This window comes from Pseudomonas sp. NPDC089569 (assembly GCF_050280625.1).
In the GTDB taxonomy this organism is placed as follows: Bacteria; Pseudomonadota; Gammaproteobacteria; order Pseudomonadales; family Pseudomonadaceae; genus Aquipseudomonas.
Map to the genome: position 1 here is coordinate 40,492 of NZ_JBNNVQ010000022.1, position 18,599 is coordinate 59,090.

General features: G+C 57.4%; 20 protein-coding genes. 12 read left to right on the forward strand and 8 right to left on the reverse strand.

Annotated features, from left to right (window positions below):
• Positions 1 to 17: 17 nt before the first annotated feature.
• Positions 18 to 557 carry a molybdenum cofactor biosynthesis protein B gene (moaB, locus tag ACQKP2_RS12345; RefSeq protein ID WP_427576710.1) on the reverse strand — a complete coding sequence of 180 codons (540 nt, stop codon included), beginning with the start codon at positions 555 to 557 and terminating at the stop codon, positions 18 to 20.
• A 92-nt stretch (positions 558 to 649) separates the two neighbouring features.
• On the opposite strand from moaB, the gene mobA reads away from it, so the two are divergent.
• Positions 650 to 1,252, forward strand: a complete 603-nt coding sequence (gene mobA, locus ACQKP2_RS12350) for a molybdenum cofactor guanylyltransferase MobA (protein WP_427576711.1) — start codon at positions 650 to 652, stop codon at positions 1,250 to 1,252.
• Between the two features lie 78 nt (positions 1,253 to 1,330).
• Positions 1,331 to 1,552: a YgdI/YgdR family lipoprotein gene (locus ACQKP2_RS12355; protein ID WP_427576713.1), complete on the forward strand. Its 222-nt coding sequence runs from the start codon at positions 1,331 to 1,333 to the stop codon at positions 1,550 to 1,552.
• Between the two features lie 84 nt (positions 1,553 to 1,636).
• On the opposite strand, the gene ACQKP2_RS12360 is transcribed toward ACQKP2_RS12355, so the two are convergent.
• From ACQKP2_RS12360 to ACQKP2_RS12380, 5 genes are all read right to left on the reverse strand, one after another.
• Positions 1,637 to 1,915 (reverse strand): hypothetical protein, encoded by a 279-nt coding sequence (locus ACQKP2_RS12360; RefSeq protein WP_427576714.1) that lies wholly within the window; start codon positions 1,913 to 1,915, stop codon positions 1,637 to 1,639.
• A gap of 161 nt (positions 1,916 to 2,076) precedes the next feature.
• A complete protein-coding gene (locus ACQKP2_RS12365; RefSeq protein WP_427576716.1) occupies positions 2,077 to 2,967 on the reverse strand; it encodes a pseudouridine synthase in 891 nt (296 codons plus the stop codon).
• 75 nt (positions 2,968 to 3,042) lie between these two features.
• Positions 3,043 to 3,357 (reverse strand): transcriptional regulator, encoded by a 315-nt coding sequence (locus ACQKP2_RS12370; protein ID WP_427576717.1) that lies wholly within the window; start codon positions 3,355 to 3,357, stop codon positions 3,043 to 3,045.
• 165 nt (positions 3,358 to 3,522) lie between these two features.
• Positions 3,523 to 3,762, reverse strand: a complete 240-nt coding sequence (locus ACQKP2_RS12375; RefSeq protein ID WP_427576719.1) for a glutaredoxin family protein — start codon at positions 3,760 to 3,762, stop codon at positions 3,523 to 3,525.
• Between the two features lie 120 nt (positions 3,763 to 3,882).
• Positions 3,883 to 5,091, reverse strand: coding sequence for an ammonium transporter (locus tag ACQKP2_RS12380; protein WP_427576721.1), 1,209 nt, complete (start codon positions 5,089 to 5,091; stop codon positions 3,883 to 3,885).
• A 56-nt stretch (positions 5,092 to 5,147) separates the two neighbouring features.
• Between ACQKP2_RS12380 and ACQKP2_RS12385 the strand changes: the two genes are divergently transcribed.
• From ACQKP2_RS12385 to ACQKP2_RS12430, 10 genes are all read left to right on the forward strand, one after another.
• Positions 5,148 to 5,327, forward strand: coding sequence for a hypothetical protein (locus tag ACQKP2_RS12385; RefSeq protein WP_427576722.1), 180 nt, complete (start codon positions 5,148 to 5,150; stop codon positions 5,325 to 5,327).
• 55 nt (positions 5,328 to 5,382) lie between these two features.
• On the forward strand, positions 5,383 to 5,697 hold the full coding sequence (locus tag ACQKP2_RS12390; protein WP_427576723.1) for a DUF883 family protein: 315 nt from the start codon (positions 5,383 to 5,385) through the stop codon (positions 5,695 to 5,697).
• A 1-nt stretch (position 5,698) separates the two neighbouring features.
• On the forward strand, positions 5,699 to 6,088 hold the full coding sequence (locus ACQKP2_RS12395; protein ID WP_427576725.1) for a phage holin family protein: 390 nt from the start codon (positions 5,699 to 5,701) through the stop codon (positions 6,086 to 6,088).
• Positions 6,085 to 6,429, forward strand: a complete 345-nt coding sequence (locus tag ACQKP2_RS12400) for a hypothetical protein (RefSeq protein ID WP_427576727.1) — start codon at positions 6,085 to 6,087, stop codon at positions 6,427 to 6,429. The genes ACQKP2_RS12395 and ACQKP2_RS12400 overlap by 4 nt, the downstream gene beginning before the upstream one ends.
• Positions 6,430 to 6,555: 126 nt before the next feature.
• A complete protein-coding gene (locus ACQKP2_RS12405) occupies positions 6,556 to 7,719 on the forward strand; it encodes an EAL domain-containing protein (RefSeq protein ID WP_427576729.1) in 1,164 nt (387 codons plus the stop codon).
• Between the two features lie 69 nt (positions 7,720 to 7,788).
• The gene (locus tag ACQKP2_RS12410) at positions 7,789 to 9,117 is read left to right on the forward strand and encodes a deoxyguanosinetriphosphate triphosphohydrolase (RefSeq protein WP_427576731.1); all 1,329 of its coding nucleotides are present in this window, start codon (positions 7,789 to 7,791) and stop codon (positions 9,115 to 9,117) included.
• 170 nt (positions 9,118 to 9,287) lie between these two features.
• A complete protein-coding gene (locus ACQKP2_RS12415) occupies positions 9,288 to 9,677 on the forward strand; it encodes a response regulator (RefSeq protein WP_427576733.1) in 390 nt (129 codons plus the stop codon).
• Positions 9,678 to 9,917: 240 nt separating this feature from the next.
• Positions 9,918 to 10,544, forward strand: coding sequence for a response regulator (locus ACQKP2_RS12420; RefSeq protein ID WP_427576734.1), 627 nt, complete (start codon positions 9,918 to 9,920; stop codon positions 10,542 to 10,544).
• 8 nt (positions 10,545 to 10,552) lie between these two features.
• Positions 10,553 to 14,194: a transporter substrate-binding domain-containing protein gene (locus ACQKP2_RS12425; protein ID WP_427576736.1), complete on the forward strand. Its 3,642-nt coding sequence runs from the start codon at positions 10,553 to 10,555 to the stop codon at positions 14,192 to 14,194.
• Between the two features lie 48 nt (positions 14,195 to 14,242).
• Positions 14,243 to 17,188, forward strand: coding sequence for an HD domain-containing phosphohydrolase (locus ACQKP2_RS12430; RefSeq protein WP_427576737.1), 2,946 nt, complete (start codon positions 14,243 to 14,245; stop codon positions 17,186 to 17,188).
• Here the strand turns inward: ACQKP2_RS12430 and ACQKP2_RS12435 are convergent, their stop codons facing one another.
• Together ACQKP2_RS12435 and ACQKP2_RS12440 are read right to left on the reverse strand one after the other, a co-directional pair.
• A complete protein-coding gene (locus tag ACQKP2_RS12435) occupies positions 17,189 to 17,671 on the reverse strand; it encodes a GAF domain-containing protein (RefSeq protein ID WP_427576739.1) in 483 nt (160 codons plus the stop codon).
• Complete coding sequence (locus ACQKP2_RS12440) at positions 17,668 to 18,558, reverse strand: ATP-binding protein (protein WP_427576740.1); 891 nt, start codon at positions 18,556 to 18,558, stop codon at positions 17,668 to 17,670. The genes ACQKP2_RS12435 and ACQKP2_RS12440 overlap by 4 nt, the downstream gene beginning before the upstream one ends.
• Positions 18,559 to 18,599: the final 41 nt, after the last annotated feature.

Here is an 18,599-nt window from a genome sequence, read left to right on the forward strand (position 1 = left end):
TGCCGGTCTTGCCGGGCTTACCCACGGGATTCACAAGACACCGCCTGCTTCAAATGAGCCACGAAGTTACAGGGCCGATGCCGCGAATCCAGCTGCTCGGCAAGAATACCGTCCCAACCTGTGCGTACGGCATTGGTCGAGCCCGGCAAACAACAGACCAGCGTGCCGTTGGCCAGCCCCGCCAGTGCACGGGATTGAACGGTCGAGGTGCCGATATCGGCCACCGATATCTGCCGGAACAGTTCACCAAACCCGTCTACCTGCTTGTCGAGCAGGCAACTGACCGCTTCCGGTGTGCTATCGCGCCCGGTGAAACCGGTACCGCCGGTGATCAGGACCACCTGAACGTCATCGTCGGCAATCCAGTTGGCGACTTGCGCACGAATTTTGTAGAGGTCATCTTTGAGCAACACTCGGCAGGCCAGGTTATGACCGGCAGCCGTTAACCGGTCGACAAAGACCTGGCCTGAGGTATCGGTCTCAAAGGTACGAGTGTCGCTGACCGTCAACACTGCAATGTTGAGTGGTGCGAAAGGTACATCAGCCTTGGCTTTCATCGGCTCTTCCAGTTGTAGGAGAAACAGCCCGGTGTTATATCACAGCGCCCGCTTTTTCCACCGCCCCCCCCTGCGCCTGATGGAGATCTGCCATGACTTCACATTCACAGTTGCCCCCCTGCTCCATTCTGCTCCTGGCGGGCGGACGTGGCCAACGCATGGGCGGTCAGGACAAAGGACTGGTGCAATGGCACGGTGAGCCATTGATTGCACACCTGCATCGCAAGACGCGCCCGCTGACCAATGACCTGATCATTTCCTGTAACCGTAACCTGGAAAAATACGCGCATTACGCCGACCAGTTGGTTCACGACGACGAAGCCGGGTTTCCGGGTCCATTGGCCGGTATTCATGCCGGACTGAAGGTGGCTCGCCATTCGCATCTTCTGGTCCTGCCTTGCGATGTGCCGCGCGTCGATGAGGCTCTGATCACCCGCATGCGTGAAACGGCCATGCAACACCCGGACAAACCGTTGATGCTGCGCCACGACGAACACTGGGAGCCTTTGCTGTGTGTGATCCCCGTGGCACTTCTTGGTGAAATCGAACGTGCATGGAATGAGGGTGAACGCAGCCCGGGACGCCTCATGCGCAAACTGGGTGCGACGGCGTTGCAGTGCCCCGACAACGACCCGCGCCTGGCCAACCTGAACACGCCGGAACTGTTAAGCGCGCATAACACTGTGTCAGACTGAACGCGCCCGAGGAACTTGCACGTACCGCATACGTCAGAAGCTCAGTTACCAAAAGAATTCATTTTCGGAGACTCACCCATGACACAACGGACCCTGGCCACTTTCATGCTCGCACTGGGCCTCGCCAGCCTCGCCGGTTGCTCCTCACCTACCGTGATCACCTTGAATGACGGTCGTGAAATTCAGTCCGTCGATACGCCTCACTATGACAAGGATTCGGGCTTTTACGAGTTTGAACAACTGGACGGCAAGCAAACCCGCATCAACAAGGACCAGGTTCGCACCGTTAAAGAGTTGTAATCTGCGCAGCGACTACCGGATTCAAAAATGCCCCGACTTGTCGGGGCATTTGCTTATGTGCAATCGGGAAACAACCTGAATTCATCAGGGGGTTGGCTCGTTGTTGAGTTTATCTACACGTGCCAGCGCCTGAGTGGCTTCAGTGATGCATTTCTTGTCGTCATTGCCGGCCCTGGCTGCTTCAGCGCTGGCTTGCAAACGCTTGATTTCCATCGAGGTGTTTTCGGACGTGGCCGGCAGGCTGGTGACCTTGTCCTTGAGTTCCTGAAGCTTGATGGTGCACAGATCGTTGTCTGCGGCAAATACGGGAGAAGCCAGCATTGCAGCGCAAATGAACATTCCAGTGAAAACGGTACGTTTCATAGGGATCTCCTTGCAGGGAAGGTCTCGGAGCCGCCGAGCGATCTGACGGCTGTACCGAGTTTTTGAACACCACACTTGTGGGGCCTGTTCAAATGACTACAAACCGGCCCGCGAATTCGATTGGATCATCCTGTGCATCCGCCGGATTTTAACTCACCCGATCACCATTGCAGGGTGATCGTACTCTCGAACGTTCTTTCCTGGCCGGTGACCGGGTCCACAAACCTCAACCCCTGGGCCAGCAGCTTCAAGGGATTGGCATAGTCATCCTCGGCATCCCTGACGACCCGAGGGTAAAACGGGTCATTGCAAATGCCGGCACCCAATGCCGCCATATGTACCCGCAACTGATGTTTCTTGCCCGTTACCGGGTAAAGACCATAGCGCCAGAGATCCCCTTTCTTTTCCCTGACCTCGACAAGCGTCTCGGTGTTACTGGCTCCCGGCCCTTCCTGCATACGGAAGAAAGGTTCGCCGTCAATCAGCCGGCTTTTATGAACCAGGGGAAACGCAAGCTCAGGCAAAGCGCGGGCGATGGCTTCATAGCGCTTTTCGATTTGTCGCGTGGGAAACAGTGATTGGTACGCCGAACGGCTCTGCGGGTTGGCTGAAAACAACACCAGCCCTGCCGTATGTCGATCGATGCGATGCAATGGCACCAGATGCGGATTGTCCAGGCGCCGGATCAGTCGCCTCAGCAAGGTCTGCTCGACGTACTCACCCGCTGGCGTGACTGGCAGGAAATGCGGCTTGTCCGCAACCACCAGATGCTCGTCGGCGTAAAGGATCGACTCGACCACCGGGATCGGCTTTTCGTCCGGCACTTCACGAAAATAGTGAATGCGCAGGCCTTCCCTGTAGGGCAGATCAAGGGGAATCGGTGCACCTTGCCCATCGAGTACCCGGCCACGAGCAATTCGATCCCGCCATTGTTCACGGCTGATGGCACTGAAGCGTTCGCACAGGCAATCGAATACGGTCTGCCATGAGCCGGGCGGCAAATAGAGCGTGCTGGCCTGGCTATGCGCGGCAGAAAAAGATGAAGTGGACATACGTGAAGCTCTAACCCTCGACAGAGGTCGTCATTATCCAACAAACCGTGTCGGGAACGAACCGGGGGGTGATTATCAGGCCGATACCTGTGCGCGCGCCGCCTCGGTGTATTCCTTGAGCCAGCGCAACACATCGACTGCCTCCCAGCGCAGCGGGTCATACAGCGCATACATCAAGCCCTGATAACCCACGACGTCCAGCTGCCGGTGATAACCCGCACGCTGGAACAAGGCCTCGATTTCAGCGAAACAGGTATTGAAATGCAGTTTGTTGAAGGGCGTTTTGCCTTCCGTTACCAGGCCGTCCAGGCGCAGATCGAGCACCGCCTCACGCACCACGTCCACCGACATCCGGTTCACGCTGCTCTTCAATTGTTCGACATTGACCACAACTCATCCCTCTGACGCCCGGTCGCCTGCCCATCCCTGGAAACGGGATGCCAGCCGACAACTCGAATAACTGTATATGCAAACAGTATCCGAATCACGATGGTTTAGCCAAGGGAATAAATTGAAAGGTTGGGCAGCCGGTACTGTGGGTATCGAGGAAAACACTCAGCCCAGGAACGCCACCACTTGTTCGGCGCCAAACGGCCAACCCAGTTCGGCGCCGGTATCAATGCGTCGCAGCACGGGAATACGCAAGTTGTAAGCTTCGTACCATGTTTCGTCGTCAGCGATATCCACCAGTTCCACCAGCAGACCGTTTTTTTCGACAAACTCCATCAGCATGGCTTCAGCCACTTCACAAAGATGACACCCAAGGGTGCCGAACAACTGGCATTCAGGAAGCATAAGCGCTCAACCGGAAAATTGAGTGCTTATTCTAGGCCTGCCCCGGAAAACCGTCGAGGCATGACCGCTATCGCGTACTGCTCGTTTTTTGTCCTGGCGTCGGGGACCGCGAGAAGTCAATCAATCCTGGCTGACAGCGCCGATCTTGTGCACCGACAGATCCGCGCCGTAATACTCTTCTTCCTGGCTCAGGCGCAAACCATGAAACGCCTTGATCGCACCGTACACTGCGAACCCGCCGCAAAAAGCGATGACCACACCCAGTGCCGTGCCGATCAACTGGCTGACGAGGCTCACCCCGCCCAGCCCTCCCAGTGCGCTCTGGCCGAAGATTCCGCAGGCGATGCCGCCCCACACGCCACACAAGCCATGCAACGGCCAAACACCCAGCACGTCGTCGATGCGCCATTTGACTTGTGCGGCCGTGAAGCACCAGACGAACAAAGCCCCGGCAATCGCCCCGGTCACCAACGCGCCGACAGGATGCATCAGGTCGGAGCCGGCGCAGACCGCTACCAGCCCGGCCAGCGGGCCGTTGTGTAGAAAGCCTGGGTCATTGCGCCCGACAATCAAGGCCGCTGCGGTCCCGCCCACCATAGCCATCAGCGAGTTCACCGCGACAAGCCCGCTGACGCCTTGCAGGGTCTGCGCACTCATCACGTTGAAGCCGAACCAACCCACGATCAGAATCCAGGAGCCCAGTGCGAGAAATGGAATGCTCGACGGCGCAAATGCCACCAGGCGCCCTTCACGATACCGACCATTGCGTGCTCCCAGCAGCAACACCGCCGCCAGCGCCAGCCAGCCGCCCATGGCATGAACGACCACCGAACCGGCGAAGTCATGGAAACCGGCGCCAAAACGCCCCAGCAACCAGGCCTGCAAACCGAAATTGCCGTTCCAGATCATGCCTTCGAAAAAGGGATAGACGAACGCCACGATCAGGGCTGTGGCGCACAGCTGAGGAACGAAACGCGCACGCTCGGCGATGCCTCCGGAAATGATTGCCGGGATGGCCGCGGCAAAGGTCAGGAGGAAGAAAAACTTCACCAGCCCATAGCCATGATCGGCATTGATCACCGCTGCCGGTTGCATGAAGGTGACCCCATAGGAAATCCAGTAGCCTATAAAGAAGTAGGCCAAGGTCGAAACGGCGAAGTCACTGAGGATTTTCGACAGCGCGTTGACCTGGTTTTTTTGCCGGACCGTACCCACCTCAAGAAAGGCGAACCCGGCGTGCATGGCCAGAACCATGACCGCACCGATCAAAATGAACAACGTATTGGAACTATGGACCAGGCTGTCCACAGCGCTTTGCAGATTTTCCATGGATTAGGCAGACCTTGAGGTTAAAAAAGCACCAAATGAGTTCGTACGGGCAATCCATGCACCAAGTTGCAACACCTGAAAATCAGCGTTTTGCTCTCGATGAACCGTTTTGGCGCAATGGGTTCGGCAAGGGACAATTATTCGGATGTTTCAAGCTCAACGTGCACGGCAACAGCGCAACCGCGCAGGCCGGCGCACCACGAGACAGCAAAAGTTGTACCAGTCATTCGCACTGAACCTTCGCAGAAGGCTCATACTCGAACGTTTCACAAGCCACGAGGGAGATCACCAATGGCCAGCATCAAGGCAAAGACTGCTCAAGAAATCCTGATGAACGACTTTCAGACACTGGTCAGCGACACGGAACGGCTGCTGGAACACACCGCGTCCCTGGCCGGTGATCAGGCCGATGAATTGCGCGACCAGATCCACGACAGCCTTTTGCGCGCACGAGAAACCTTGAAACTGACCGAAGACTCCCTGCGCGAACGTGGCGAGGCCGCCGTGACCGCCACCGAGGAATATGTGCAGGCCAATCCATGGCAAGCGGTGGGGATCGCTGCCGGCGTGGGTTTCCTGATCGGCCTGCTGGCGACCCGGCGCTGATATGGCGCTCGATGAAACAGGCTCGTCCGAATCGGGCCACAGCTCTTCGCCGCGGCGCCTGGGTGCCGCATTCCTTGGACTGCTTCACGGCCATATCGAACTGTTCGGCATCGAACTGCAGGAACAAAAGGCACGTACGGTCAGCCTGCTGCTATTTGCCGGCCTGACCCTGGTATTCGCCCTGCTGCTATTGGTGGGGTTGTCGACGCTGGTGCTGATCCTGTTCTGGGATACCTATCGTCTGGCGGCCATTATCGGTCTTTGCCTGTTCTATACCCTCGCGGCAATTTTCTGCGGCATGCGTCTCAGAGCGGCGATTTTCGATGAGTCCTCGCCCTTCCATGACACCCTGGAAGAACTGGCCAATGACCGGGAGCGCTTGCTGCCATGAGCCTGCCTGAGTTGCCTCAAAACAGTTCGCGCACGCAAATGCGCAAGGCACTGATCCGGCTGCGCATGGAAATGCATCGTCAGGAGATCCGCCACGAATCGGCGCAGTTGCTGCAACCTTTGCGGCGTGTTCGCGGCATGACACAAAACCTGCAGGACGGTTTCGGCATCAAGCACGCCCCACTCTGGGGCGTCGCGGCGGTGACTTTACTGGGCTTCCTGACCGGCAAGGGGACAAAAAACGGCAGCGGCCTTCGCAGCCTGACCCGTCTGGTACGGTTGGGCACCACACTGGTGCCGCTGATCAAGGTCCTGCTGCAGGGCTCGCCTCGTAAACACTGACCTGTCAGTTTCTGGCTACATTCTTGCAATAACCCTGGGACGGACCTCTCTATCGAGCGGTCCGATCCTGTGTGCCCACCCGGCGTCCAGGCTGTATCCAAAAACAAGATCGACCAAGGAGGCCTTGTGATCGACGGGCAACCGCTCGCCTGCTTTCAGCCGTTCATCGATACCGCTACCGGCCTTATTGCGGGGGTCGAGGCGCTAGGTCGACTGCGCCAGGCCGATGGTCGACTGGTCTCGGTGGGGCCGCTTTTCAGCGACCCGAAAACCAACGCCGTCGCCTTGCGCCGACTGGATCGGCAGTTGCGCGATAACGCCCTGAGTCGGCTGCATGAAGTGCCCTGCGACTGGTTTCTCAGCCTGAACATCTCCCCGCGCTGGATCAGCCGTCTGCGTGCGGACCAGCCATTGCCAAGCCTCAAGCAATTGAGCAAATACAGTATCGACCCGCAGCGGATCGTCTTCGAGATCACCGAACTGGGTGGCGACATCCAGCGTCTGGCCCAAGTCGTTGCACGGTACCGGTCAGCGGGTGCAAGGATCGCCATCGATGACTTCGGAGCCGGTTATTCGCAACTCGATCGCGTGCTGGCACTGCAACCGGACATTCTCAAACTCGACATGCGTTTGTTCCAGGCAGCCGCACTGGGCGGACCGAGCAGCGACGTGGTCAAGGCGCTGGCGCAAATGGCCGAGAAAACCGGTTGCTGGATCATCGCCGAAGGTGTTGAGACCGATGTTCAGCTCAACTTTGCGCTCGAATGCGGTTCACGTTATGTACAGGGTTTTCTGTTCGCCCCGGCACAGGAGAACTTCTTTGCCTCCGACGCTTTTGTCGGGCGCTTTGCACAATTGCGCCAACGCTATGTCCAGCAAAAACTGGCCGAGCGCGGTCGGCTGATGAGCATGCGCCAGCAACTGGGCGAACTCATGACAATCCTGCAAACCTGGGCTCAGGCCTGCGCCCCGCTCAGCGCCTTGCCCCAGCTCGACACCTTTCCCTGGTTTCTGCGCTTCTATCAGTGCGACCGTCACGGTACGCAACTGACACCGAACCTGGAATGGCGCGACAACCGATGGGTCGCCGACAATCGCTATCTGGGGCATAACTGGTCCTGGCGCCCGTATTTCTATCACTTGCTGGCCGAAGGCTGGGATCAACGACGACTGACCCTGTCCAATACCTACCGCGACGCCACCAGCAACCAATACTGCCTCACCGCCGGGCAGTTTTTCGACAATGGGGAACGACTGCTGCTCATCGATATAGATGCCGGGGGGTTGTAGTTCCACTTGCAGGTCCACTTGCGAACCGGGAAGCTAGGAACTCAAGTCATCAGACGGAGAGTACCCGCCTTGGATTGGCACACGCTGCTTACCCGCGAACGCCTCGGAAAACCTCTGCACAGCCCGCAGGAACTGGGCCGCAGTCCTTTTCACAAAGACCATGACCGCATCATTTTTTCGGGAGCGTTCCGTCGTCTCGGGCGCAAGACCCAGGTGCATCCGGTCTCCAGCAACGACCATATCCACACCCGCCTGACCCACTCACTGGAAGTCAGTTGTGTCGGCCGTTCGCTGGGCATGCGTGTCGGCGAAACATTGCGCAACACCCTGCCCGACTGGTGCGAGCCCAGCGATCTGGGGATGGTTGTTCAATCGGCCTGCCTGGCTCATGACATCGGTAATCCGCCGTTTGGCCATTCCGGCGAAGATGCCATTCGCCATTGGTTTCAGCAAGCCGCCGGACGTGGCTGGCTGGACGCAATGAGCGAAGCCGAGCGCAATGACTTCCTCAACTTCGAAGGCAACGCCCAGGGTTTTCGGGTACTGACCCAGCTGGAGTACCACCAGTTCGATGGAGGTACTCGACTGACTTACGCCACCTTGGGCACTTATCTGAAATACCCGTGGACAGCCAGGCATGCCGATTCGCTGGGCTACAAGAAACACAAATTCGGCTGCTACCAGAGCGAGTTGCCGTTGCTGGAACAGATCGCCCAGAAACTCGGCCTGCCGCAAATCGAAGAGCAGCGCTGGGCGCGTCATCCGCTGGTGTATTTGATGGAGGCTGCAGACGACATCTGCTACGCCTTGATCGATCTCGAAGACGGCCTGGAGATGGAATTGCTGCAATACGCCGAAGTCGAGTCGCTGCTGCTGGGACTGGTAGGCGATGATCTGCCGGAAACCTACCGTCAGCTCGGCCCAGGTGATTCACGTCGGCGCAAACTGGCCATTCTGCGCGGCAAGGCCATCGAACACCTGACCAATGCGGCCGCCCGAGCCTTTGTCGAGCAGCAGGACTCGCTACTTGCCGGTACGCTACCAGGCGACCTGGTGGAGCATATGCATGGCCCCGCCAAACGCTGTGTGCAGAATGCCAAAGACATGGCACGCAAGAAGATTTTCCAGGACAAGCGCAAAACCCTGCACGAAATCGGCGCCTACACCACGCTCGAAATCTTGCTCAACGCGTTCTGTGGTGCAGCACTGGAACAGCACAACGGTCGAACGCCATCGTTCAAGAGCCGGCGGATACTCGACCTGCTGGGCAACAATGCGCCAGATCCCCATGGCCCGCTCCACACATCCTTTCTACGGATGATCGACTTCATCGCCGGCATGACCGACAGCTATGCCAGTGATATGGCATTGGAAATGACCGGCCGCTCAAGCCACTGAGAAGATCTGCCATTACATCCTCTGTAATGGCAGATCTGTCCCTGAACAGGCAAGAACACTCAATGTTCGCCGAATTCCCCTACAGCCAATGTCGAGCAGGCTGATCGATTGCCGCAGATCGGCGGGAAACAATCACGTTCACTTTGTTCAATAAAAGCGGCGTGAATAATATGATCAAAGGCAATTTGCGTATCTTGCTGGTCGAAGACCATCCGTTTCAGCTCCTGGCCACTCAGTGTCTGCTCGAAAGTTACGGTTTCACCCGCCTCACCACTTCAAACTGTGCCCAAGGCGCACTGGAACACATGCTGGGTGCCGATCACCCCTTCGATATACTTTTGTGCGATCAGTGTCTGCCTGACTTCTCCGGAATTGATCTGGTCAGACTTGCCAGTCGCAAGGGAATGATCAAGCAGGCAATCCTTTTAAGCAGCCTTACATCCACCGAGCTGGATGAACTCAAAGGCAAGGCACATCTGCAAAACTTGCCATTGCTGGGCTACCTCGCCAAACCATTGAATCACTCCGAATTCATTAAACTATTGACTACAACACTTTAAAAACACACCAAACTCATTTCGACATCACCCTATCCCCCATAAGCACGCACAAAAAAACCATAACCAAACAAAAACTACAGCACGCGCCCCGCATAAGAAAATTCGGTTAGCATGTAATCCCATTCCTTTTAAATTGTAGGAATATTCCTATATTGCTGCTACAGCTACATCAGCTCATACGTGACCACAACTATCTGAGCTAAGGTGCGCGCTTTATTTGAGAACGCATGGAAATTTATTATGAACTCGGTTTTTATCGTTGACGATCATCCTGTCATCCGACTTGCCGTTCGTATGTTGCTAGAACACGAAGGCTACAAAGTTGTCGGCGAAACCGATAACGGGGTCGACGCCATGCAGATGGTCCGTGAATGCATGCCCGACCTGGTCATACTTGACATCAGTATTCCCAAACTCGATGGACTGGAAGTACTTGCTCGCTTCAACGCCATGAGTACACCGCTGAAAACATTGGTATTGACTGCACAATGCCCGACACTTTTCGGCATTCGCTGCATGCAATCCGGTGCTTCCGGTTATGTCTGCAAACAGGAAGACCTCAGCGAACTGGTGAGTGCCATCAAAGCGGTTCTTTCTGGTTACAACTATTTTCCAAGTGAAGCCTTGAACCCGGTTCGTGGTGATGAAGCACGTTGCGCGGAGCTGGAGTTATTCAAATCCGTCAACGACCGTGAATTAATGGTCTTGCAACTTTTTGCCCAAGGTCGCACGAACAAGGAAATTGCCAAAGGCATGTTCCTGAGCAACAAAACCGTCAGCACTTATAAAAAACGTCTCATGCAAAAACTGAAGGCCAAGTCTTTGGTTGATCTTATCGAAATGGCAAAACGCAACGCATTAGTGTGAGAGCCGAAATGCCTCGTCGTTTAGTGGACTTCCTGATCCTGATGACCGCCGGGCTATGCCTGAACACCGCACTGCTTGCGGCACCGGGCAGCGAACGCTACAGCTTGCTCGCTCGCTCGACTTCCGGCCCTTTGCAAGCCCAGCTGGATACGGCGCAACAACAATGGATCAGCCGTCAGCATGAACTGATCCTCGGCACCTCGGCACCGGATTACCCTCCATTCGATCTGACTCAAAGCGGTCGCGACTATGAGGGCTTTACCGCCGACTATGCAGGCATTCTTGGCAAAGCCATTGGCCTACCCATCAAGGTTGTACGCTTTGAGTCCCGAGAGGCCGCTATCGAGGCGCTCGTGAGCGGCCAGGTCGACCTGCTGGGTACCGCCAATGGCTTTGAGGCTCGCAATGCCGAGATTGCCCTGTCGATACCCTACGCCGTGGATCAACCGGTCCTTGTGACCCGTGAAGGCGAAACCCGATCCCTGACCGATGGACTTTCCGACATGCGCCTGAGCATGGTGTATCACTACCTGCCCCTGGACGAGGTCAAAGCCCTGTATCCGAAAGCGAGCATCACCTCCTACCCGTCCTATCAGAATGCAATGAGCGCCGTTGCATTCGATCAGGCGGATGTGTTTCTCGGCGATACCATTTCTACCCATTACATGATCAACAAGGGGTATTTGAACAACATCCGCATGGCCAACTTCGGCAAACACGAAGCCCAGGGTTTCAGTTTCGCGGTGCACAAGAACAACGACCCATTGCTCGGCATCATCAATGCCGTACTCCAGAGTATCCCCGGCAGCATTCGAGAAAACATTGCCAGGCGCTGGAGTGTCGGCAGTGACATCCTGCTGACCGACCAGAAACTGGAACTCAGTTACAGTGAAGAACGCTGGCTGACTCAACATCCGGTGGTACGGGTGGTGGTCAACGAAGCGTTTGCCCCCCTGACGTTTTTCGACAGCGCGGGCAACTTTCGTGGCGTCGTCGCCGATTTGCTTGAACTGATCAGGTTGCGCACCGGATTGCGCTTTGATATCCAGCGCAGTCGCAGCGATAGCGAAATGATTCAACGCGTCAGGGACAACAAGGCAGACGTGATTGCCGCCCTGCTGCCCAGTACGCAACGCAATGACCTGCTGAATTTCAGTCGCCCGTATCTGCAAAATCCCTATGTCCTGATGACACGCAAAGCGGCTGACAGCCCTGCCAATCTGGTCGAGCTCCAGGACAAGCGTCTGGCCATCGCCCAAGGCCATCCGCTGATGAGTTACCTGCGCAGCGAGTTCCCGACAATCAAACTCATGGAAACACCGGACACCTTCAGTGCCGTGGAAATGCTGGCCGATGGGCGGGCTGAAGGTACGGTGAACTCCCTGGTGATCGCCAACTACTTCAACACTTCACGCCTTTTCGAACACCCCTTGCAGATCAACACCACCATTGGCACCGAACAGGCTGCGTTTTCCCTGGCGACTGCGCGCGAGGCCAGGGAACTCGGTGACATTCTCGACAAGGCACTGCTGAGCATCACACCTGAAGAGCTGGGTATCATCAACAGTCGCTGGCGCGGCTATTCGGCGTCCTCACAACGTACCTGGAGCAGCTATCACCGACTGTTCCTTCAAATCGTCTGCGGTGCGGCCGTGCTCTTGCTGATATCCATGGCCTGGAACGCCTATATGCGGCGCCAGATCAATCAACGCAAAGCAGCCGAACGGGCATTGAACGACCAGCTCGAATTCATGCACTCGCTGGTCAACGGAACACCTCACCCCATTTATGTGCGTGATCGAGCAGGCTTGCTGCAAAGCTGCAATGACAGTTACCTGCAAGTCTTCCATGCCAATCGGGAAGACGTCATCGGCAAAAGCAACATCCAGGGGAACATGGGCAACGTGTTCGAGGCGCGGGAATTCCGGGCCGATTATCAGCGTGTCATCGCCGAAGGCAAGCCGCTGGTCCTGGACCGTGCGCTGCACATCGGTGAGCGACGATTGACAATCTATCACTGGATTCTTCCCTACCGAGACTCGAGCGGCCAGGTACAGGGCATCATCGGTGGATGGATCGACATCAGCGAACGTCGGCAACTGTTCGATGAACTGCGCTGTGCGAAAGAAAGGGCCGATAAGGCCAACCGGGCCAAAAGCACATTCCTGGCAACCATGAGCCATGAAATCCGTACGCCGATGAATGCGGTCATCGGCATGCTCGAACTCACGCTCAAGCGCATCGAGCAGCAGCACCCGGATCGTCCCGCCATCAGCGTGGCGTATCACTCGGCGAAGGATCTGCTGGAACTGATCGGCGACATACTCGACATCGCGCGCATCGAATCCGGTCGCCTTGGCCTGAGCCCGGAACCTGTCAATCCACGGGAAATCGTGACATCGGTGGTGCGGATCTTCGATGGACTGGCCCGGCAGAAAGGCGTTGGACTCGAACTTGTTTTCAGCCCGTACACCCCACCGGTCGACGTCCTGCTCGATCCGCTGCGCTTCAAGCAAGTGCTGTCCAACCTGGTGAGCAATGCCATCAAGTTTACCGAGCATGGGCAGATCAGGATCATCGTCGACCTGTGCCCGACCACCGTTCCCGATCAGGTCCAGATGCAGGTGCAGGTAAAGGACAGCGGTATCGGCATCAGCGAACAGGATCAGCAACGTCTTTTCGAACCGTACGCGCAGGCCGAAAACACCGGTCAGTCGTCGCGGGGCGGCACCGGGCTTGGCCTGGTGATCAGTCGCAGTCTGTGCGAAATGATGGGTGGCAACCTGCAATTGAGCAGTCAGCCGGATGTCGGTACACAAGTACAAATGTCTCTGCTGCTATCGACGCTGCCCTGTGAGCCCCGGGTGGAAAAAACCGACATGCAGATTCGTTGCACCCCCGCTCCGTTGAATGTACTGGTGGTCGATGATCATGCGGCCAATCGCCTGCTGATGTGTCAGCAACTGGAGTTTCTTGGCCATCGATTCAGCGTCGCGGCGGACGGGCAGGCAGGATTCGAGTCGTGGAAAACCGGCGCGTTCGATCTGGTGATCGCCGATTGCAACATGCCGGTCATGAATGGATATGAACTGGTGCGAGCCATCCGCCAACACGAAAAACAATCGAATCAGCCGCCTTGCACTGTTCTGGGATTCACTGCCAACGCACAACCGGAAGAGGTTCAGCGTTGCAGGCAGGCCGGGATGGATGACTGCCTGTTCAAACCCCTGACCCTGGCGGCCTTGAGTCAATGGGTTGAAAACATCGGCTCGACTGCCCGTGAATCGGCCTTCAGCCTGGACGGGTTGCAGCAGTTGACCGGTGGCAATCCGATATTGAATCTGCGCCTGCTGACTCAGTTACTCGAAAGCAACCGCCAGGATCGCCAGGAATTATCGGCGCTCAGCGGCTCGAGCGATCCACAGGTATTTCTCGACATCGCTCACAAAATCAAGGGGGCAGCCCGCATCGCTCACGCCCTGCGATTGATCGACTGCTGCGAGGCCCTCGAAAGCATTTGCCGAAACGACTTTCATCCCGACAACGTGGCCCGATGCTGCGCCACAATGGAACACGCCTTGCTCGAACTTCACCTGGCATTGCAGCAACAAATCGAAGAGTTGGGCGAAAGCAAAATGACAGAGGCTTAACTATGCTTGGGCGCTGAGCAGTGCGTTAACCCTCATGGAGTGACTTGCATGCCCAGCCCACTGCGTCAGGATCAACGACGGTTTCCGCTGCACATTCATATCAGCGTAATGTTTACCTTCCTGCTCTTGCTCGCCGCCGTGGTGCTGGGCCTGTTCAATTACCGGCAGACCACGCAGATCATTCTGTCGAGCAGCGAGAAGCTCTTCGAACGCATCGAGCAGGACGTGCGCGTGGATTTGCACGCCACCTATGAACCCATCCGTCACTTGCTGAGCCTGTTGGTCGTCAACCCTGCCGTACAGGCCCAGGACCTTGAGCATCGCCTGGCACTCCTGGAGTCCTTCAGCCAATCGCTTACGGACAACCCCGATCTGGCATCTTTGTACCTGGGTTACGGCAATGGTGATTTCTTCATGGTTCGCCCATTGCGAACCGAGCATCTGAAAACGTTGCTGAAGGCACCGGATACAGCGACCTATCAAGTGTGGAGCATCGAACGAAGCGGCAATGGCCAAGTGCGCTCCCAATCCCTGTTTTTCGATCGGAACCTGAACCTGATCAGTCGTCAGGACAACCCGGATGACGCCTACGATCCGCGCGACCGCGCCTGGTTCACCAGTGCCAGCCACGGCGATGGGCAAATCACCACCGAGCCCTATTTCTTCTTTTCCACCCACAACATCGGCACCACCCTGGCACGACGCCGTGGCGAACAGGTGGTGATGGGAGCGGATCTGACCCTGGCCGAACTCAGCGCCACCTTGGCCAAACATGTGGTAACGCCCTCCACCGAAATCGTCTTGTTCGATGCCCGGGGCAATGCCATTGCCTACCCTGACGCCAGCCGCCTGATCGTCGACGATCAGAGCGCGCGCCTGATCAAGGCTGCCGATCTCAGCCCAGGCCTGGCCGCACTACTGGACAATCCTCCAGGAGGAAACCGCCTGAATGTCGGTGGTCGACAATGGATCGTGGCCCGAAGCAGCATGCAGGAAGGTGGACCCGAGGGTCTGCAACTCGCTCTGCTGGTACCGGAAGACGAATTACTGGTCGATGCCTACCGAATGCGCTGGCAAGGCGCGCTGATTACCCTGGCGACCTTGCTGTTGTGCGTTCCGCTGGGCTGGTTGACGTCGAGGATCCTGGTCAAGCCCTTGCGTGCACTGGTACAGGAAGCGGATGCGATTCGCAGTTTCGACTTCAATGCGCCTGCGACCCGTCGCTCTCCGGTACTGGAAGTCGACCAACTGAGCGTATCGATGGCGCGCATGAAGGACACCCTGGCCAGTTTCTTTCAGATCACCGACAGCCTGAGCGCCGAAACCCGCTTCGCTCCCTTGCTGGAGCGGGTGTTGTTCGAAACCGTGAAAATCGGCCAGGCCCAGGCCGGCCTGATCTACCTGCGCGAAGGTGACGGCGATCGCATGGAGCCCCATGGCCTGGTCATCAACGACACGGCACAAGCCTTGGCGTCATTCGATATTCGCTCCCACGAGTTGCACAACCCCCAGAGCCCGAGCTGGCTACGCCAGCTGTCGAACAATGACAGTGTCGTGAGCGATCTGGGTTTCGAACAGGCGGGGGATCTGCAAAAAGTGCTGCTTGCCCTGGAATGTCCCCGGGTTCATCTGATCGGCATCCGCTTGCACAACCGCCACAACGAAACCGTGGGCCTGCTGGTGTTTCTGTTGTCCGACAGCGGCAATCAGAGCGACATGGAAAAACTCCGCCCGGACCGTATTGCCTTTCTGCAGGCCGTGTCCGGTGCGGCTGCGGTCAGCATCGAAAGTCAGCGGCTGCAAGACCGGCAGAAACAGCTGATGGATGCATTCATCAAGTTGCTGGCCGGCGCGATTGACGCCAAGAGTCCCTATACCGGCGGACATTGCCAGCGTGTGCCGGCCCTGACCCTGATGCTCGCACGGGCCGCCGCAACTAGCCAGGAACCGGCCTTCAGCGACTACCGCCCCACCGACGATGATTGGGAGGCGTTGCATATCGCCGCCTGGCTGCATGACTGCGGCAAGATCACCACGCCTGAATACGTCGTCGATAAAGCCACGAAACTGGAAACCCTCAACGATCGCATCCACGAAATCCGCACCCGCTTCGAAGTGCTCAAGCGCGATGCATGGATCAGCTATTGGCAAGCGGTCGCCGAGGGTGGTGATAAAGAACGTTTGGCACAGGTGCGTGATGAAATCCTGGCGGAACTGGATGACGACTTCACCTTTGTCGCCCGCTGCAACCTTGGCGGCGAAGCGATGGCCGAGAGCGATCTGCAACGTTTGCGCGCCATTGGCCAACGCACCTGGACACGCACTCTTGATGACAGGCTGGGCGTCTCCTGGGAAGAGAACCAGCGCCAGGCTCGCACGTCACCCGCAACGCTCCCGGTCACCGAGCCATTGCTGGCGGACAAACCCGAACACTTGTTCGAACGCGCCGAAACCGAACTGATCGCACCGGACAATCCCTGGGGATTCAAACTCGATGTACCGCGCTACAAATACAACCGAGGAGAACTGTACAACCTGGGCGTTTCTCGCGGCACGCTGACGAACGAAGAGCGCTACATCATCAATCATCACATGGTGCAGACCATTCTTATGCTCAGTCATCTGCCCTTCCCTGGCCATCTGCGCAACGTTGCGGAAATAGCCGGTGGCCACCATGAAAAAATGGACGGTACCGGCTACCCCAAACGCTTGAAGCGCGAGGACATGAGTCTGCCGGCGCGGATGATGGCCATTGCCGATATTTTCGAAGCCCTGACGGCTGCAGATCGTCCGTACAAGAAAGCCAAACCCTTGAGCGAAGCGCTGGGCATCATGGCCACCATGTGCAGGGACGCGCACATAGATCCACCCTTGTTCGGACTGTTCATCAAGGCAAACATCTACCGGCAGTACGCCGAACGCTTCCTGGCCCCGCAACAGATTGACGCGGTCGACACGTCAGGCTTGCTGATCAAGGCCGGCCTGACGATGTGATCAGCAATCGGTCAGGCGCAGGAAAATGGCCGCCAGTTGTTCGATACCGGCCTGATCCTGCGCGGTGAAACGCGCCAGTTTCGGACTGTCGAGGTCCAGCACGCCGATCAGGCGCCCTTCCTTGACCAGCGGCACCACCAGCTCACTGTTCGAGGCACTGTCGCAGGCGATATGCCCGGGAAACGCATGCACGTCTTCGACCAACTGCGTCTGCAAGGTCGCCGCCGCCGTCCCGCACACGCCGCGCCCGAAGGGAATCCGCACACAGGCTATCTGCCCCTGGAAAGGGCCCAGCACCAGTTCTTCATTGCGATTGAGGTAGAAACCCGCCCAGTTCAGGTCCTCGAGCTGATTGAACAGGAATGCCGAGAACTGCGCGGCATTGGCAATGAAGTCCCGCTCATCGGCCAGCAGCGATTCCAGCTGTGCGTGCAGCATCGCGTAGCCTTCCAGACCCTGGCCACTGTGTTGTAGATCGATCATGCCTTGTGCTCCAACAGTTTCAGCCCGACCCAATAACGGGCAAATTGATACGCGCAACGTCCGTTACGATTCCCGCGCCCGGTGGCCCAGCGCACGGCGAGGATGTCCAGCTCCTCGGTACGCTGCCACTCAAGGCCGGCCTTCTCGGCCAACTGACCGATCCAGTGCTCGACGACATTGAGAAAATGTTCCTGGGTAAACGGATAGAAGGACAGCCAGAGGCCGAAGCGATCCGACAGGGCGATCTTGTCTTCCACCGCTTCGCTGGGGTGCAATTCGCCATCGACCCTTTTCCAGTTTTCGTTATCGCTTTCCTTTTCCGGTACCAGGTGGCGCCGGTTGGAGGTGGCGTACAACAGAACATTGTCCGGCGCCTGTTCGAGGGAGCCGTCGAGGACGCTTTTGAGCACGCGATAATCGCCCTCGCCCGACTCGAATGACAGGTCATCGCAGAACAATACGAATCGCTGCGGCAACCTGGAGATCTGCTCGACCACACGGGGCAAATCCGCCAGGTGATCGCGCTCGATCTCGATCAGACGCAAGCCGTCCCTGGCGTGCTCGGCCAGCAAGGCGCGGACCAGGGACGACTTGCCAGTGCCCCGCGAGCCCCAGAGCAAGGCGTGGTTGGCCGGCAGGCCATCGAGAAACTGCCGGGTATTGCGCCCCAATTGTTCCACTTGTCGATCAACGCCGATCAAATCGGACAAACGCATGTCGAGGCTGACTTCCAGCGGCAGCAGAAAACCACTGCGGCCCTCGCGCTGCCAGCGCGCAGCCAGGCAATGTGTCCAGTCAATGGCTTGCCGGGGCGTAGGCAGCAGCGGTTCGATACGGGCCAGAACGGCATCGGCACGCTCAAGAAAAGCATTCAATCGGGAATCCACGTCTTCTCCTCGGGCACGTTCACAGTGATGATGACGATACA

Excerpts from the sequence above, each read along its gene's own strand:
- ACQKP2_RS12390 (WP_427576723.1), top strand. The coding sequence starts at position 5,383 with ATGGCCAGCATCAAGGCAAAGACTGCTCAAGAAATCCTGATGAACGAC.
- ACQKP2_RS12400 (WP_427576727.1), top strand. The coding sequence starts at position 6,085 with ATGAGCCTGCCTGAGTTGCCTCAAAACAGTTCGCGCACGCAAATGCGC.
- ACQKP2_RS12435 (WP_427576739.1), bottom strand. The coding sequence starts at position 17,671 with ATGATCGATCTACAACACAGTGGCCAGGGTCTGGAAGGCTACGCGATG.
- ACQKP2_RS12425 (WP_427576736.1), top strand. The coding sequence starts at position 10,553 with ATGCCTCGTCGTTTAGTGGACTTCCTGATCCTGATGACCGCCGGGCTA.
- ACQKP2_RS12415 (WP_427576733.1), top strand. The coding sequence starts at position 9,288 with ATGATCAAAGGCAATTTGCGTATCTTGCTGGTCGAAGACCATCCGTTT.
- ACQKP2_RS12380 (WP_427576721.1), bottom strand. The coding sequence starts at position 5,091 with ATGGAAAATCTGCAAAGCGCTGTGGACAGCCTGGTCCATAGTTCCAAT.
- ACQKP2_RS12420 (WP_427576734.1), top strand. The coding sequence starts at position 9,918 with ATGAACTCGGTTTTTATCGTTGACGATCATCCTGTCATCCGACTTGCC.
- ACQKP2_RS12355 (WP_427576713.1), top strand. The coding sequence starts at position 1,331 with ATGACACAACGGACCCTGGCCACTTTCATGCTCGCACTGGGCCTCGCC.
- ACQKP2_RS12365 (WP_427576716.1), bottom strand. The coding sequence starts at position 2,967 with ATGTCCACTTCATCTTTTTCTGCCGCGCATAGCCAGGCCAGCACGCTC.
- moaB (WP_427576710.1), bottom strand. The coding sequence starts at position 557 with ATGAAAGCCAAGGCTGATGTACCTTTCGCACCACTCAACATTGCAGTG.
- ACQKP2_RS12385 (WP_427576722.1), top strand. The coding sequence starts at position 5,148 with ATGCACCAAGTTGCAACACCTGAAAATCAGCGTTTTGCTCTCGATGAA.
- mobA (WP_427576711.1), top strand. The coding sequence starts at position 650 with ATGACTTCACATTCACAGTTGCCCCCCTGCTCCATTCTGCTCCTGGCG.
- ACQKP2_RS12375 (WP_427576719.1), bottom strand. The coding sequence starts at position 3,762 with ATGCTTCCTGAATGCCAGTTGTTCGGCACCCTTGGGTGTCATCTTTGT.
- ACQKP2_RS12430 (WP_427576737.1), top strand. The coding sequence starts at position 14,243 with ATGCCCAGCCCACTGCGTCAGGATCAACGACGGTTTCCGCTGCACATT.
- ACQKP2_RS12360 (WP_427576714.1), bottom strand. The coding sequence starts at position 1,915 with ATGAAACGTACCGTTTTCACTGGAATGTTCATTTGCGCTGCAATGCTG.
- ACQKP2_RS12395 (WP_427576725.1), top strand. The coding sequence starts at position 5,699 with ATGGCGCTCGATGAAACAGGCTCGTCCGAATCGGGCCACAGCTCTTCG.